Annotated in this window: 13 protein-coding genes; 2 read left to right on the forward strand and 11 right to left on the reverse strand. The window is 63.7% G+C overall.

All coding sequences use genetic code 11. The features are described 5' to 3' along the window. Positions 1 to 67 precede the first annotated feature (67 nt). Both HK401_RS19305 and HK401_RS19310 read right to left on the reverse strand, forming a co-directional pair. Positions 68 to 574 (reverse strand): MBL fold metallo-hydrolase, encoded by a 507-nt coding sequence (locus tag HK401_RS19305; RefSeq protein WP_309136049.1) that lies wholly within the window; start codon positions 572 to 574, stop codon positions 68 to 70. A gap of 189 nt (positions 575 to 763) precedes the next feature. Continuing rightward, positions 764 to 922, reverse strand: a complete 159-nt coding sequence (locus HK401_RS19310) for a hypothetical protein (protein WP_181276290.1) — start codon at positions 920 to 922, stop codon at positions 764 to 766. Positions 923 to 1,139: 217 nt separating this feature from the next. On the opposite strand from HK401_RS19310, the gene HK401_RS19315 reads away from it, so the two are divergent. Beyond that, positions 1,140 to 1,763: an HdeD family acid-resistance protein gene (locus HK401_RS19315; RefSeq protein WP_181276291.1), complete on the forward strand. Its 624-nt coding sequence runs from the start codon at positions 1,140 to 1,142 to the stop codon at positions 1,761 to 1,763. Between the two features lie 280 nt (positions 1,764 to 2,043). Here HK401_RS19315 and HK401_RS19320 read toward each other — a convergent pair whose 3' ends face one another. Beyond that, positions 2,044 to 2,835, reverse strand: a complete 792-nt coding sequence (locus HK401_RS19320) for a CPBP family intramembrane glutamic endopeptidase (protein ID WP_258234351.1) — start codon at positions 2,833 to 2,835, stop codon at positions 2,044 to 2,046. Between the two features lie 173 nt (positions 2,836 to 3,008). Here HK401_RS19320 and HK401_RS19325 point away from each other — a divergent pair, with 173 nt between their 5' ends. After that, complete coding sequence (locus HK401_RS19325; protein ID WP_181276292.1) at positions 3,009 to 4,715, forward strand: DUF885 domain-containing protein; 1,707 nt, start codon at positions 3,009 to 3,011, stop codon at positions 4,713 to 4,715. A 21-nt stretch (positions 4,716 to 4,736) separates the two neighbouring features. Here HK401_RS19325 and HK401_RS19330 read toward each other — a convergent pair whose 3' ends face one another. From HK401_RS19330 to HK401_RS19365, 8 genes are all read right to left on the reverse strand, one after another. Then, positions 4,737 to 6,542 carry an ABC transporter family substrate-binding protein gene (locus HK401_RS19330; RefSeq protein WP_181276293.1) on the reverse strand — a complete coding sequence of 602 codons (1,806 nt, stop codon included), beginning with the start codon at positions 6,540 to 6,542 and terminating at the stop codon, positions 4,737 to 4,739. Positions 6,543 to 6,615: 73 nt separating this feature from the next. Continuing rightward, positions 6,616 to 7,281: an ABC transporter permease gene (locus HK401_RS19335; protein WP_181276294.1), complete on the reverse strand. Its 666-nt coding sequence runs from the start codon at positions 7,279 to 7,281 to the stop codon at positions 6,616 to 6,618. Further along, on the reverse strand, positions 7,281 to 8,000 hold the full coding sequence (locus HK401_RS19340; RefSeq protein WP_181276295.1) for an ABC transporter permease: 720 nt from the start codon (positions 7,998 to 8,000) through the stop codon (positions 7,281 to 7,283). Before HK401_RS19340 ends, HK401_RS19335 begins: the two co-directional genes overlap by 1 nt. Then, on the reverse strand, positions 7,997 to 9,031 hold the full coding sequence (locus HK401_RS19345; protein ID WP_181276296.1) for an ABC transporter ATP-binding protein: 1,035 nt from the start codon (positions 9,029 to 9,031) through the stop codon (positions 7,997 to 7,999). Before HK401_RS19345 ends, HK401_RS19340 begins: the two co-directional genes overlap by 4 nt. A 1-nt stretch (position 9,032) precedes the next feature. Next, positions 9,033 to 10,001 carry an ABC transporter substrate-binding protein gene (locus HK401_RS19350; RefSeq protein WP_181276297.1) on the reverse strand — a complete coding sequence of 323 codons (969 nt, stop codon included), beginning with the start codon at positions 9,999 to 10,001 and terminating at the stop codon, positions 9,033 to 9,035. A 6-nt stretch (positions 10,002 to 10,007) separates the two neighbouring features. Then, on the reverse strand, positions 10,008 to 12,158 hold the full coding sequence (locus tag HK401_RS19355; RefSeq protein WP_181276298.1) for a CocE/NonD family hydrolase: 2,151 nt from the start codon (positions 12,156 to 12,158) through the stop codon (positions 10,008 to 10,010). Positions 12,159 to 12,313: 155 nt separating this feature from the next. Beyond that, positions 12,314 to 13,498, reverse strand: coding sequence for a M20/M25/M40 family metallo-hydrolase (locus HK401_RS19360; RefSeq protein ID WP_181276299.1), 1,185 nt, complete (start codon positions 13,496 to 13,498; stop codon positions 12,314 to 12,316). Continuing rightward, the gene (locus HK401_RS19365) at positions 13,498 to 15,051 is read right to left on the reverse strand and encodes an AbgT family transporter (protein WP_309136050.1); all 1,554 of its coding nucleotides are present in this window, start codon (positions 15,049 to 15,051) and stop codon (positions 13,498 to 13,500) included. Before HK401_RS19365 ends, HK401_RS19360 begins: the two co-directional genes overlap by 1 nt. Between the last annotated feature and the right edge of the window lie 109 nt (positions 15,052 to 15,160).

The raw sequence follows: 15,160 nt of genomic DNA on the forward strand, positions 1-15,160 counted from the left end.
CCGCCGGTGGAGTTCGAAGAGGCTCTTCTGGTCGAGCACAGTGCCGGCCGGGTTCAGGAGGAAGCGTCTACGCAGGCTGCGTGACGTGGTTCACGTGTCCACGACTTGCGGGGAGCCCCACCGCCTCATGCGAGGTGACTCCGAGCACGCCACCGAAATGATCAACATGAGAATGGGTGTAGATCACCGCCGACACCCGACGATTGCCACGGTGCCGACGATACAGCTCCAAGGCAGCCGAAGCTGTCTCGGTTGATATCAGCGGGTCAATGATGATGATTCCGCTGTCGCCTTCGACGAAGGTGATATTCGACAAGTCGAATCCGCGGACCTGGTATATTCCTTCAACGACTTCGAAGAGGCCGTGGCGTGCGATGAGCTTGCCTTGCCTCCACAGACTCGGATGGACTGATTCGGGGGCCTCGCCGTCGAGAAACGCGAAACTCTCGCCGTCCCAGACTACGGAGCCCTCAGCATCACGGATCACGCACGGGTCGATCGTACCGATGAACCCTCGTGCGGCATCAGCGAAATCATCGTTACTCAGATCATTCAACGCCATGGTGACACTCACCCCTCCAGGATGTACCCGATCACATAAGTTCACATTGTGCGTTCAGGTCCTGTGATGCAGGTCATACACGTGATGAGTGACGTCGGCAGGCCCCTGAGAGGTCTGCCGCTGCACGGTCTCAGCGGTCACTTTGTTGTAACTGCCCCACTTGCGCTTCGTCTGCCCTGTTTGCGCACAATCATCGAAGCATCAGTTCGGATTGGGGCCGACGGTGACTTCGTCGTCGAAGCCACCAGCCGAAATAGCCTCCTGGCCCTCTTTTCTGATGATCGGAAAGTCTGCAGCACTGCGATCCTTTTGTTTCTCAGGAACACAATCGATATTCACGATTTCCTGCGCGACACTCAAAGGGATGGACTACATGATGTAGTCGGTGGGGGATTACCATACACTTTGAATATGCTGAGAGGTGTTCCGTCAGGTCCTCGACAGATCTGGGGCCAGAGCATGATCGGTCGATAACAGCACCCCGTGCCGGCCACGCCGCCATGCTGACTGCGGCAACGGAGAACAGCAGGCGGCCATAGTACTCGTGATTTCGACAATTCCATTCAGAGGAGTTCGCATGTCAGCAACACCGGATCCGATGAGCACCAAGCGGTCCTTTCTCGCAGACTTGGGCAAAGGTGCATTCTGGCTGGTCGTGTTCCGCGGTGTTCTTGCCGTGGCTTTCGGCATCCTGATTCTCGTCGCACCCGCTGCGGTGACTGTTGCCCTAGGCGTGTATGTCGGTGCTTGGCTGATCGTCGACGGCATTCTCACCATCTTCAACGCCAACGCATCGCGCCGGTCCAAACGCCCGTGGGGGCTAGAACTCGCTGCAGGCATCGCGTACATCATCGCGGGCGTCGTCATCCTGCTGACCCCTGTCATGTTCGCTCTCCTTACCGGATCATTCATTCTGTGGTTGCTGGCAGGCGGAATGATCGTTCGCGGACTCTTCAGCATCTTCTCGAAGACGCTCCGGGGCTGGTCCAAAGCTCTCGGTGTTCTCGACATCATCTTCGCGGTCATCTTGGTCATCGTCCTCGTGACCTCGCCGGCCGCCGCCGTCGCCGCCCTGCTGTGGATCATCGGAATCTACACGATCGTCTTCGGTGCCACCCTCATCACCATGGCAGTCGCGGCCAGAACCGCCCATAAGAAGACCAGCCAGCAGGTGACCGAAGCACCTTCCGAAGAAGTCTGAGCACACATCGCTGAAGGCCCATCCGACCTTAAGCACTCGGCGAACCACGTCGACTTCTTTCACGTCGCAACAAGACGCAGAGCATTGGTCTCCGCCGAGCCTTGCACCACCGGCCCTTAACGGGGTGCCGATCCAACTGATCTGGCACAGCTGCGATTACTACGCCGGCCTGAGGTGTGACCGCACGCTGACAGGCCGTGTCCCACCCACGCTGCACCGCTCGACCCAGCCGAGTGCCGCACCGCGGTCAAAGCCGCGGACGGCACCAGATGCGTATCGTCTACCGCGTCGCCGGCTGCGGGGCGGAGATGCGCTCGTGGGCACCGCGGATCACGAAAGCAACGACAGCGAGGCCCACGATGCCGGCAATGAGATTGACGATGCCGCCAAGAGGTGCCAACCGGCCAGGAGTGCCGTGTTGTACCGCAAACGTGGAGAAGTCCCACAGCCCGTGCAGGAGCATCGGCCACAGCAGCGTTCCCGTCGTGCGACGCAGAATGTAAAGGACGGTACCGCCGAGGAAAGCCATGCCGACTTGCTGCAGTGTTGGGCCCAGCGCCTGACCCGAGAGGGCGTTGATCAGGTGCATCAGCGCGAACAGAGTGGTGCTGATGAACCACACCGAAAGCTCATTGAACCTGCTGCGCAGACCGACGATAAGCAGACCTCGCGTCGCCATCTCTTCGGTGAACCCGACGAGGAGCAATACCAACGAGGCGGCGAAGAACGCCCCGTCGTAGGAAGCCCAGTCGGTCAATGCCAGATTCAGCAGCATGGCGAACGCCATGAGCGCTGGAACGACGATCGGCCAGCGTGGGCTATGTGCTCGCTCAAAGAGTGCGGGCCGCCACCACCCCAACAGAGTCGCCGTCATAGCCAGAAGCACCGCGCCGGCGATCAGTGAGAGGCCCGCGCCGAGAAACAGGTTGGAGGCACTGTCACCCAATGCGTCATAGGGGATGTCGGTGGACAGCTGCACGACGTAGATGACGATGACATAGACCAACCAGATCGCGACGCCGATCCACACGTGCGGTGCCGCACGCAGCCGCCCTTGAACCTCTTCAGACATGCCTACTGCCCTTCGATCATGCGACGGCACCGATCGTCGACGCATTCGAATTATTGCGGACGATCGCGGCCGAAGGAAAGCCCATCACCGCGCGGGCCTCTGACCTGCGGACTGACGGTATCGAGGTGTGGTACCGATCGGCCGATTCCAGCAGCCTCGAATAGAGTCGCTCCATGACTTCCCATGCCGAATCGTCTGCCCGCCGAGAACCATCGGCCATTGATGCCATCGCCGATGCCTACTTCGAGGAACTGTGCGTCCTCTCGCCGTCGATCTCGCTGTTCCTCGGCAATGAGAACCCACACGGTTTCGACGACTACTCCCCCGATGGCCTGAAGGCCGCCGACGACCTGCGCACTCGCACTTTGGCCGAGATCGATGCCGCAGAGGCCGACGGTCTTACGGCGAACAGCCTCGATGCGACCGACCTCGTCACCATAGACGCGATGCGTGAGCGTTTGGGCACCGCGACCGACCTGTTCGAGGCGGGTCTGCAGCACACGGTGCTCAATGTCATCGAATCCCCGGTGCAGCAGATGCGCGACATCTTCGATCTGATTCCCACCGATAGCGCAGGCGGGTGGGAGACCGTCGCTGCGACCATGGCGGCACTGCCTCGCTCGATCGAGGGCTACCGGCAATCGCTTCGATATGCCCGGGACCACCTCGACCGGGTACCCGCGAGACTGCAGCTTGGGCGAGTCGCCGCCCAGTCCGAAGCGCTCGGCGATACCGATAGCCGGTTCGCCGCCCTCGCCTCTGACGCTACCCAAGCGGTCTCCGACACCTTCGCCCGCGAATTGACTTCTCACGCCGAGGCCGCGGCAGAGGCCTTCGGCGGCCTCGCCGACTTCCTCCGCGGCGAACTGACCGACCACGCTCCGGACAACGAGGCCTGCGGCCGGGAGGACTATTCCCTCTTCTCCCGGGAGTTCCTCGGCGCGGAGGTCGACCTCGAGGAGACCTACCACTGGGCTCTTGACCAACTCGGTTCGATCGATGCGGAGCAGCGACGGGTCGCCGACCGCATCGAGCCCGGAGCTGAGCTCTTCGACGTCATGGCCGGACTCGATCAGGACCCACGGCGTGCCCTCCACGGCACGAAGGCCCTGCAGGAGTGGATGCAGGGCGTCGCCGATGAGGCGATCACTGAGCTGGGAAAGACTCATTTCGACATCCCGGAACCGCTGCGGACCATCGAGTGCATGATCGCCCCGTCGGCCACCGGAGCCGTCTACTACTCCCAGCCCAGCGAGGACTTCAGCCGTCCGGGCCGGATGTGGTGGTCAGTGCCCGAGGGTGTGACCGAGTTCGCGACGTGGCAGGAGAAGACGACCGTCTATCACGAAGGCGTCCCGGGCCACCACCTGCAGATGGGTCAGGCCTCCTATCTGGCGGACTCGCTGAACAGATGGCGTCGCCACGTCTGCTGGGTGTCCGGGCACGGAGAGGGCTGGGCCCTCTACGCCGAACGCCTGATGGCCGAACTCGGATTCCTCGACGATCCGGCCGACTACCTGGGCATGCTCGACTCCCAGCGCCTGCGCACCTCACGGGTGATCGTCGACATCGGCTTCCACCTCGGACTGAGGGCTCCGGACCACCTCGGCGGGGGAACCTGGGACCGTGCGAAGGCATGGGATTTCCTCACCCGCAACGTCGCGATGGATCGCACCTTCCTCGCGTTCGAACTCGACCGGTACCTCGGGTGGCCCGGACAGGCCCCGAGCTACAAGATCGGCCAGCGCCTGTGGGAGGACATCAGAGACGAATCCCGCGCCGCTGCGGGCGCGGGATTCGATCTCAAGGAATTCCACTCTCGTGCACTGAACCTCGGGTCGATCGGACTCGACCCGCTGCGCAGGGCGCTGCTGCGCTGAGCCGGGCGGCCCGATAGGGGTCTAGTTGGTCTCCCACTCCCAGTAGTTCCAGAACATCGACGGGTCGAGGGTCGTCGTCGACACGTTCGAGACCTTGTCCCCGTAGATCGTCAGGGACGGATGCTGGAACAGCGGGAGCCCGAAGGCGTCGTCGACGAGCTGCTCCTCAACCTCTTCGGCCAGAGAAGCCTGCTTGTCCGGGTCGATGGTCACGAGCATCTCATCGAGCGTCTTCGTCAGATCCTTGTTGAAGTACCCGCTGTAATTGTTCAGCGCGCCCTTGCGGTAGTAGGAGTCCGACTCCGTGACCGCCGTCGTGGACAGCGCCCACCCGAACAGCGAGGCATCGTAGGTTCCGTCGCCGAGGCGGCTGCCCCAGTTGACATCGCCGGCGTCTTTGACCGCGAATCCGGCCTTCTCCGCTGATTCCTTGATCAGCGCGAACAGCTGGGATCGCCTCGAGTTCGTATTGTCGTAGAGGAAGCGCACGGTCGGTGCCTCGGCACCGGCTTCGTCCAACAGCTTCTTCGCTCCATCGATATCGACATCGTCGTAGTCAGAGATTCCGGATTCGGCGACGATGTCGTCGTAGAGCGGGGAGTCAGGGGCCTGATTGAACGAATCGCGAACCTCGGCCTCCTTGTTGAGAGGTCTGATGAGCCGATCGACGATCTCCTGACGCGGCAGTGTCTTGAGGAACGCCTGCCGGACCTTGAGCGCTTTCCCTTCGTCCCCGTCGTAGCTGGCTGGGTCGAAGGGCCCGTTGTTGTCGAACGTGAGGTCGACGTGTTCGAAGGTGGCGTCCTCGCCGGGCAGGATCGACACATCCTCGAGCTTCTCTGCCGCGGAGAGGACATCGGCCGTCGACTGCGGCTGGGTCAGGTCGACCTCGCCGTTCTCGATCGCCTGGACCATGGCCATCGGGTCGCCGTTGTAGCGGATGGTCACGGTGTCGACCTTGGGTTCGACCGGCCCCGTGTAGTTCTCGTCGCGCGACAGCGTCAGGTACTGGCCCTCTTCGAAGTCGGTGATCGCGAAGGGTCCGCTGTGGACGAGCAGGTCCTCGTTCTTCGGCATCGAGGTGAAGTCGAAGCCGGTGTTCCAGAAGTTCGAGATCTTCGTCAGGGCGGCCGTGTCTTCGGACTTGATCGCTGTGAGGATCGCTTCCTTGCCTTCCTGCGGATCCGTGGTGCCCAGAGCATTCTTGGCCACGATGTGCGCAGGCACTCCCGACCCGTAGGCTCCGAGCCCGAATTCGGTCTCCCAGTCGGCGAAGGGCTTCGAGTACGTAAACGTCACGGATCGGCCGTCCTCGCTGATGTCGGGGAAATCTTCGATCAGTGGAGCACCTACTGCCGAGGAGTCGAAGTAGACCGTTCCGTCGGGGTTGTCCTGCAGGGTGCCGTCGTCGTCTCGGTTGTCGTCGACGGTGTTGAAGTGCTGGGATCGCGCGGCCCACGTCAGAGCGAGGTCTGCGGCATCGACCGGTGTCCCATCCGACCAGTTCGCATCCTCGTCGAACGTGTACCTGACCTTGAGCGGATCCTCGGAGACCTTCTCCACTTCGCCCAGCGCGCCGTCGTGCAGTTCGAGGTCATCGTCGTAGTACTTGAAACTGTCGTTGCTCATATAGGCGACGATCGTGTTGGCTACGGCGTTGCCGTCTGTGGTCATGTCGTTCATCGAACGGAAGGCTTCGTTCCATCCGATGTTGAGCACTGACCCCGCACCGGTCGACGAGCCGTCCTCGCCGCCTGGCGGCGTACACCCGGTCAAGACGATCGCCGTGGTGGCGGCGAGACTTCCTGCAATGAGTTGCTTCTTCACGTTGTCCTCTTATTCGATTGTGTTCTTCTGTGGGTGGAGCAGAACTGGAGTGCCGCAGTCGGTGCGGCCGTCCTCACGCGGCGTTCGCGCTCTGCAGCCGTTTCACTCCGGCCGGAGCGCTGATGCGCAGAAGGAGCGCGAATGCCTGGTCGATGAGGATGGCGAGCACGGCCACCCAGATGGCACCGGCGATGACGCCCTCCATCCCATAGGCGACCTGGTTGAGGATGACATCGCCCAGACCGCCGCTGCCGGCGATCGTGGCGATGGTCGCCGAACTCACGGTCAGCACCGCGGAGGTGCGGATGCCGGCGATGATCATCGGCAGCCCCAGAGGCAGTTCGACCTTGAGCAGCACCTGCAGCGGTGACATGCCCATTCCTCTGGCTGCCCGTGTGAGATCGCGGTCGATCGAGTCGACGGCCTGGAAGGAGTAGCTGAGAATCGGTGGGAAGGCGAGCAGGAACAGGGCGATGACCGCATTGAGCGTCCCGATGCCCACGAACCCGATGAGGATCGCGATGAGCGCGAGGCTCGGCAGCGCACGCCCGATGTTCGTCACACTCACGGCGAGGAACTCCCCACGATGGGCATGGCCGAGCCATACGCCGATGGGCACACCGGTGACGATGGCCGCCAGCAGCGGGATGAGGCTGATGACCAGGTGGTCACCGGTCGACGACAGCAGCAGCCCGAGGTGGTCGATCATGAAGGGAAAGGACCCGAAGACGACGTCCATCAGCTCCTCGCTTTCGTCCAGGGTGTGAGCACTCTGCCCAGCAGCACGAGCAGTCCGTCGAGCGCGAACGCCAGCAGCACGGCCAGGGCTCCTGCTCCGACGAACTGCGTGTTGAACGGTGAGGACACCGCTTTGATGATCGGTGATCCCAGACCGTCGTCGACGACGAAGGCGGCGATCGTGGCGATGCTCACCGTGAGCACCGTGGCGATGCGCAGCCCGGAGATGATCGACGGCAGCGCCAGGGGCAGTTCGACCTTGAACAGCAGCTGGTTCCGGTCCAGGCCCATGCCGGTCGCGGCCCGGCGCACATCGTCGGGGACTCCGGAGAGTCCGACGAGGACGGCTTGGAAGATGATGATGAGGGTGAAGCACACGAGTGCGATCTCGACGGTCAGCAGGCTCAGCCCGGTGAAGGGCACCAGCAGCTGGAACAGGGCCAGCGGCGGCAGCGTGTAGAGGAAGGTGGCGGCCATGCCGATCGGTCCCGCCAGCCACTTCTTCCGGTAGGCGAGCAGCCCGGCACCGAAGGCGATGACGAAGCCGATCGACACGGCGATGGCGACCATGACGATATGGCTGACCAGCGGGGGCCAGAAGACCGTCGACCATTGGCTGAGGAACCAGTCGGTGCAGAAGGCTCCGTTGTTGATCACACAGTCCGAGGCCTGCCCATAGTCGGGGATGACGGGATCGCCGGCGGGGGCGAAATCGCTCATGCTCTCACGCCTTCCCGGTCCTCTCCGGCAGCCGGCGGTGCGATGAGATCGTGCAGGCTCACCTCGCCGAGGCGGCTGCCGTCGGAATGGACGATGGCTCCGTCCGCTCGAGCGGCGGAGACGACGGACAGCGCTTCGCGCAGAGTCATCGTGGCCTCGACGTCGGGCCAGCCGGTCGTGCTCGGACGGGCGCCGTCCGTCGTTGCGGCCTTCGCGCCGGTCGTGCCCGCAGTGACGATTTCGCCGACGGTCGTCAGCGCGAGGCGTTTGAGGCCGCGCTCGGCTCCGAGGAATTCGGCGACGAAGTCATCGGCCGGGTCGGACAGCACGTTCGCGGGGGTGTCGAACTGGGCGAGTTTGCCGCCGGGTTTGAGGATGGCGATCCGGTCGGCCATCTTGATCGCCTCGTCGATGTCGTGGGTGACGAACAGCGTCGTCTTGCCCACCGCACGGTGGATGGCGAGGAATTCGTCTTGGACGGCAACCCGGGTGATCGGGTCGAGTGCGCCGAAGGGTTCGTCCATGAGCATGACTGGCGGGTCGGCGGCGAGCGCCCGAGCAATGCCCACACGCTGCTGCTGCCCGCCGGAGAGCTGAGCAGGATACCGCGGCAGCCAGGTCTCGACCGGGCTGAGTCCGACCAGTTCGAGCAGTTCTGCCGTGCGGGTGCGGATTCGTGCCTTGTCCCAGCCGAGGACGACGGGGACGGTGGCGATGTTGTCGGCGACCGTGTAGTGCGGGAACAGGCCGGACTGTTGGATCGCGTAGCCGATGGTTCGGCGCAGTGCGATGGCCGACTGGTCGGTGATCGAGCGATCACCGATGCGGATGTCGCCGCTGGTGAGGTCGACGAGGCGGTTGACCAGCTGCAGGGCGGTGGTCTTGCCGCCGCCGGAGGGCCCGACGAGGCAGACGAGTTCGCCGGCTTCGACCTCGAGGTCGAGGGCGTCGAGGGCGGGCACGGCCGCACCGGGGTAGGTTTTCGTGGCTCGGTCGAAGGTGATCGACGTGCCGGTGGAGTGCTGGGTCATTTCACATCAATCCGTTCTCGTCGAGGAACATCTCCGCCACATTCGCCGGGTCGAGCCGGTTGATGGCGGAGGCCTCGTTCATCGCCTGGATCGCGTCCAGGGTGAGCAGTGACTGCAGTGTGTCGAGGAACTCCGACGCGTCGTCGTCGAGTTCGGCGAAGGCGTCGTCCCGGATGAGGGGGACGACGTTCTGGAAGCCGAAGAGCTTCTTGTCGTCATCGAGGACGACGAGATCGCTGCGCAGCAGCTGCGGGTCGGTGGTGAAGACATCGGCGGCGTCGATCTCACCGCGTTCGATGGCTTGGTAGTTCAATCCGATGCTCAGGGTTTTGAGCTTCATGTTCTTCAGATCGTAGGTGTCGACGATTCCTTCGTACCCTTGTGCGCCGGTGACGTTGTCGGGGTAGGTCGAATAGGTGAAGGCCCCTATTCCCTTGAGATCCGACATGGTCTGCAGATCGTGCTTGTCGGCGAAGTCCTTGCGCACGGCAACGGCGTTCTTGTTCTCGAACGGCGTGGCTCGCAGCATCGTGACCTGGTTGTCCTCGGCCCAGGTCTGGGCGAGGTCGAAGGTCTGCTGTGCGGAGTCCATGAGTTTGTCCTCGCCCATGAAGGTCACCAGCATGACGCCGGTATATTCCGGGTAGAGGTCGATCTGGCCCGACAGCAGGGCCGTGTTGATGATGTCGCTGGAGCCGACGTTCGTCTTCAGGTCCACGGTGTAGCCGAGGTTCCGCAGCCCTTGGGCGTAGAGTTCACCGGTGATCCAGCTTTCGGCGAAGCCTTTGGAGCCGACGGTGATCGGTCTCCTGCCCTTCTTCTTCGGGCCTGTCAGGTCGCTCTGCTGGCTGCTCGTGCAGCCGCTGAGCGACGCTCCGGCTGCGCCGAGCGCTCCCAGGCCCAGCAGGCCTCTGCCGAGTCCGGTCAGCGCTTGGCGTCTGTTGAGATGTCCTTGTCCGAGTATGGCCATTCCGCCTCAGTTCAGGTGGCGAGGGATGCTCGCCGAGGTGGTTCGAGTGTGGAAGGGCCGCCCGTCGAGGTAGGCGACGAGTTCGTTGGTCACGAGGAAGTTCTCCTCGTCCCCGCGCATCGTCGATCGGGTGCGCAGTTCGACGTCCCATCCCGCATCGGTTGCTGCGGTTGCAGCCGCCTGGGCGTGATGCGCGCCGACTTCCAGCGCCGGGCGCCGGTAGATGATCGTTCTCTCACACGTCGCCACGGGAGACAGCGGATCCGTTTCACTGCGTGAGTAGGAGTCGCGTTCGTTGGTGTAGTAGTACAGGCCGTCGCTGAGGTCGGTCTGCCAGTCCTCGGTCACCGTCGTCACCGTCGTGGTTCGGGCGACGAGGTCCCAGTCGAGTTTACGGGTCATCGGCGCACCGGATGCGTCGATGGTCGACATCGGCTGGGTGGGTGCTGTGCCCAACTGTGCGGTCACCTCGGCGGAAGTGCGGGCGTCCTCGTCAGCGGAGGCGACGGTGCGGATGGGCAGTGTCAGTTCGGGGGTCGAGTCGACGGTGATGAGGGTGGTCTTCGGTGAGGGCCAGAGGTTGGGCCAGAAGCTTGCGGAGATGCTCAGGCGCAGCCGGTGACCGGGAGCGAACCGGTGTGCTGTGGCCAGCAGCGGGAAGTCGACGGTCACGGCAGTGCCCGGTGTGAGCGGTTCGGGGTGTTCGTGGCTCGTGTGGTGGGTGAGATTGAACAGTCCGATCGTGATCAGCCGTGAGCTGCCGTCGGGGGCGACGTCGCACAGGCGGGCGGCGATGACTCCGCGGTCCTGGTCGGAGGTCAGTGTTGCGCGCACCGTGGGTGTGCCGACGATCTCAAGACCGGTCTCGACGTCCCAGTCGCAGGTGAATGTGCGGGCGTCATCGGCGGCCTGGTCGCCGGCGATGCCGGCCGCTTCGCCGAACTGCAGCCAGCTTCCTCCCTGGTAGCCCAGCAGCGCCGTGGAATCGAGCGGGGTCCGGTCGGCGATCTGTGCCTCATCGGCCGGCATGACAGTGTCCGCGATCTGCGGGCTCGGCCAGGTCGCCTCGGCGATCCAGCGACCCGGTCGGGTCTCACGGTCGGAGTAGATGGGGGCGCTGTCGGGAACGTAGGCGCGCAGCTGCGGCTGCTGTTCGACACCGTTGTCGATCCCGCTCATCCATTTGTCCCACCAGCGCACGGCTTCGGAGATGAAGTCGATGCCGGGCCCGGGGGCCGCCTGGTGCGGGTAGTTGTGGGCCCAGGGGCCCAGCAGGGCGTGGACGGCAGGTGTTTCCGGGTCGATGGCCCGACGTCGGTTCGCGTTGTCCATGAGGCGGAAGAGGGTGGTCCGGTATTCGTCGAGCAGTCCGCCGACGGCCAGGACGGGCACCTCGATGGCATCCGGGGTCTCACACACCGACGCGTGCTTCCAGTAGTCATCACGACGCTGGTGGCCGAGCCAGTCCTCGATGTTGACCGGCGCTTCATCGATGCGTCGTTTCCAGTCGTCCTTCCAGCCTTCGACCATGACGGCGGGGTCCTGCGGGCGGGCGTTGTAGGCCCACATCGTCGAGGCCCAGGAGAGCATCTGGTCGCCGACGATGGTTCCGCCGTTGTAGTGGACGTCGTCGGCGTAGCGGTCGTCGGTGGAGCAGATGGTGATGACGGCGGCGAGCTCCGGTGGCTTGAGTGCGGCGAGCTGCAGGCCGTTGAAGCCGCCCCACGACTTGCCGATGATGCCGACCTTGCCGCTGCACCAGTCCTGTGCGGCGATCCAGGCCAGCACCTGCAGACCGTCGTCGAGTTCGGTCTCCGAGTATTCGTCGGTCATGACTCCGGTCGAGTCGCCGCAGCCGCGGATGTCGACGCGGACGCTGGCGTAACCGGCGCGGGCGAACTCGGGATGGATCGTGTCATCGCGACCGGCGGTCATATCGTTCTTGCGGTAGGGAATGTATTCGAGGACTGCGGGGACCTCCGTGTCTCCGAGATCGGCGGGCAGCCAGACCCGGGCGGCGAGTTCGACCCCGTCTTTCAGGGGGATGCGTGTGTGCTCGATGATGCGAACCGGTCGAGGATCCTGGCGGTAGCGGTCGGCCGGGGAAGACGTGTGGGTGTCGTCGGTAAGTGCAGCGTTCTCAGTATTCGATGACATGGCATGCAAGCCTAGAGACTCTGCTGCACCGCCGTTCAGTTGAATCAAAGACTGAGATTTCACTGAACGAAACCCCCGAAGACCGCCAGTGGCGTTCGATCGCCCAGTGGAGTGCTCGAGCATCGAGCGCCGACCGGCGGTTCCCATCGCTGTACTCAGCGATCTGCCGACGGCGCATGGTCGGTGAAGGCTTCGGAGAGGATACCGGTCAGCAGCAGTATCCGGTCATCCATATCGGCTTCGATGATGTGCTCCGAACGAGCGTGGGGGCCATTGCCGCTGGCACCCAGACCATCGAGGACGGGAAGGCCGAGGGCGGCCATGAAATTCGCATCGCTGCCCCCGCCCACGGAGCGCAGACCCAGCTCGCCCCTCACGTCGACTGCAACCTCCTGGACACGGGCGATGAGAGCACGACTGCCTTCGGAGAGAGTCATCGGCGGACGGTTCCAGTCACCGCTGACACGGAAGGCGACCCGGTCGTCCGAGACATGCAGAGAGGCGAACAGTCGATCTATGCGGTCGGCCTCGGCACTACTGGTGACGCGGACGTCGATATCTGCTTCGGCAGAGCCGGCGATGACGTTGCGTGCGGATCCCCCTCTGATGACACCGACGTTGAGGCTGGTGCCTGCGTCCAGGTCCGTGCCGGCAGCAAGCTGGTCGATGAGTTCGGCCAGTGCCACGATGGCGCTGGCGCCCCCGGCGGGGTCGTTGCCGGAATGGGATTCGATGCCGTCGACATGAATGCCGAAGACGCCGACACCTTTGCGTTCGGCTTTGAGGTCCCAGTCGACCCCGGGTTCGATGACGAGCCCGGCCCTGGCGCCGGCAGCCTCGGCCTCGATGATCGGTCGCGACGATGGGGACCCGAGTTCCTCATCTCCGTTGAACACGAAGGTGATGGTCGGCAATGCCAGTTCGTGCCTGATCGCCAGGCGCACTGCGTGCACGCCGGTGACCAGGCCCGCCTTCATGTCGAGGACACCCGGGCCACGGATGATGCCGTCATCGACGGAGAACGGTATCGACTCCAGAGTGCCCAGGGGCCACACGGTGTCATAGTGGCCGACGATGACCACGCGCCCCGGCAGAGTTCCCGGCACCTCGGCGATCAGGGTGGGGCCGTGTTCGGCATGTTCGGTCGTTTCCGCCCGGCTCAGTGGTCCGAGCTCTGCCGAGACCCAGCTCAGCAGCTGAGCGGCGAAGGCGGAGAGTGCCTCACGATCGGAGCTCGGGGTCTCGATCTCGACGAGGCGGCGCAGGTGCTCGAGGGTCCGTACGTGTTCTGCGGTGACCTCGGCGCGCATGACCGGAAGCAGAGAGGTGAAGTCGCTCATCAGGCGTTCACCCCCGGTCCCAGCGGCAGACCCAGGAGGTACCAGACGATGAAAAGGGTGAGCCAGACCACGAGGTTGACCAGCGCAATGGGCAGCACCAGCGACATCAGTGTGCCGATGCCGGCGCTGGGCCGGTATCGACGCATGAATCCCAGTGCCATGACGAAGTAGGGGCTCATCGGCGTCAGACTGTTCGTCGGGGCGTCAGCGACGCGGAACATCGCCTGGGTGGTCTCCGGGGCGATGTCGAGCAGCATAAGCATCGGAATGAGCACCGGAGCGACGAAGGCATACATGGCCGAACCGCTGGTGAGCAGCAGGTTCATGCAGCTGATGAGGAGCACGGCTGCGATGAAGATGAGTACGGGCGAGGCGCCCATCGAATCGAGCAGACCAGCGCCTTCGATGGAGAGCACCTGCCCGATGTTCGTCCATTTGAAGTAGGCGAGGAACTGCGAGGCCGCGAAGAAGAGCACCATCACCGGCACCAGCTCGCGCACTCCGGTGGCCATGAGGCCGGGAATGTCGCCAGCGGAGGTGATGCTGCCTTTGACCACGCCGTAGCAGATGCCGACGACGGCGAAGAAGAGCATCATGAACACCGCCATGTTGTCCATGAGCGGCGAATCGAGAATCGACCCGGCTTCGCCGCGCAGAGGAGAGCCTGCAGGCAGTACCGCCAGGACGACCGCGGCGAAGAAGACCAGTGCGCCGACGCCCGCGGCGATGAGGCCCCGGCGTTCCTCTTTCTCGAGACCCATGCTCGGCAGCGGTTCCCCATCGACGGAGGGTTCCTCGGCTTCGAGGGCCGCGACTCGCTTGGCAACGATGAGTTCGACGACGACGGTGATGCTCACGGCCAGGACCAGCGACGAGGTGGCTGAGAAGTAGTAGTTCGACAGTGGACTGACCGAGTAGCTCGGATCGATGGTGTGGGCCGCTGCAGTCGAGATGCCGGCGAACACCGCATCGCTGCCCGACGGTAGGAGGCCGATGCTGCTGGCACCGCCGACCGAGACGTATGCGACCACGGCTCCGATGATGGGGCTGCGCCCGACTGCTCGGTAGGCGATCATCGCCAGAGGGATCATCACGGCGAACGCGGCATCGGAGGCGATCTGGGCGACCATGGCGGTGAGCGCGATCGTGAAGGTCACGTAGCGCGGCGAGACTCGGGCCAGCATTCCCCGCATGAGCGCAGGCAGGAGCCCGGAGGCGTCGGCGATGGAGACACCGAGGGCGACGACGATGATGAGGCCCAGCGGCGGGAAGGTGACGAAGTTGGTGATCGCATCACCGAAGACCATCTGCACACCGTCGAAGGACAGTAGGTTCTGCACTTCGACGGTCTTGCCGTCGGCTGGGTTCGTCGAAGAGACGTCTAATGCCGAGAGCACGGCACTGAGTACGGCGACAATGGCAGCGAGCCAGACGAAGATCCAGAACGGGTGCGGAAGCTTGTTGCCGACACGGTCGACCGTTTCGAGCACTTTCAGCACTCCCGAGGAGAGTCCTGAGCCCCTGCTCTCGCGGATTGACGTTTCAGTAGACACTTTAATCCCCTTATGGTGATTTAGTTCACTTTTCAGATCTATTATGCACGAAACGTCAAGTCGTGGGTATCGGTAATCGCAAAACCGACTTCGCGGTTATAGTGTGCAG

It is taken from the genome of Brevibacterium oceani, assembly GCF_013623835.1.
GTDB lineage: Bacteria > Actinomycetota > Actinomycetes > Actinomycetales > Brevibacteriaceae > Brevibacterium > Brevibacterium oceani.

Bases quoted from the DNA above. Each gene is read 5' to 3' on its own strand.
- HK401_RS19350 (WP_181276297.1), bottom strand. From the start codon at position 10,001: ATGGCCATACTCGGACAAGGACATCTCAACAGACGCCAAGCGCTGACC.
- HK401_RS19320 (WP_258234351.1), bottom strand. From the start codon at position 2,835: ATGTCTGAAGAGGTTCAAGGGCGGCTGCGTGCGGCACCGCACGTGTGG.
- HK401_RS19355 (WP_181276298.1), bottom strand. From the start codon at position 12,158: ATGTCATCGAATACTGAGAACGCTGCACTTACCGACGACACCCACACG.
- HK401_RS19340 (WP_181276295.1), bottom strand. From the start codon at position 8,000: ATGAGCGATTTCGCCCCCGCCGGCGATCCCGTCATCCCCGACTATGGG.
- HK401_RS19345 (WP_181276296.1), bottom strand. From the start codon at position 9,031: ATGACCCAGCACTCCACCGGCACGTCGATCACCTTCGACCGAGCCACG.
- HK401_RS19335 (WP_181276294.1), bottom strand. From the start codon at position 7,281: ATGGACGTCGTCTTCGGGTCCTTTCCCTTCATGATCGACCACCTCGGG.
- HK401_RS19325 (WP_181276292.1), top strand. From the start codon at position 3,009: ATGACTTCCCATGCCGAATCGTCTGCCCGCCGAGAACCATCGGCCATT.
- HK401_RS19315 (WP_181276291.1), top strand. From the start codon at position 1,140: ATGTCAGCAACACCGGATCCGATGAGCACCAAGCGGTCCTTTCTCGCA.
- HK401_RS19360 (WP_181276299.1), bottom strand. From the start codon at position 13,498: ATGAGCGACTTCACCTCTCTGCTTCCGGTCATGCGCGCCGAGGTCACC.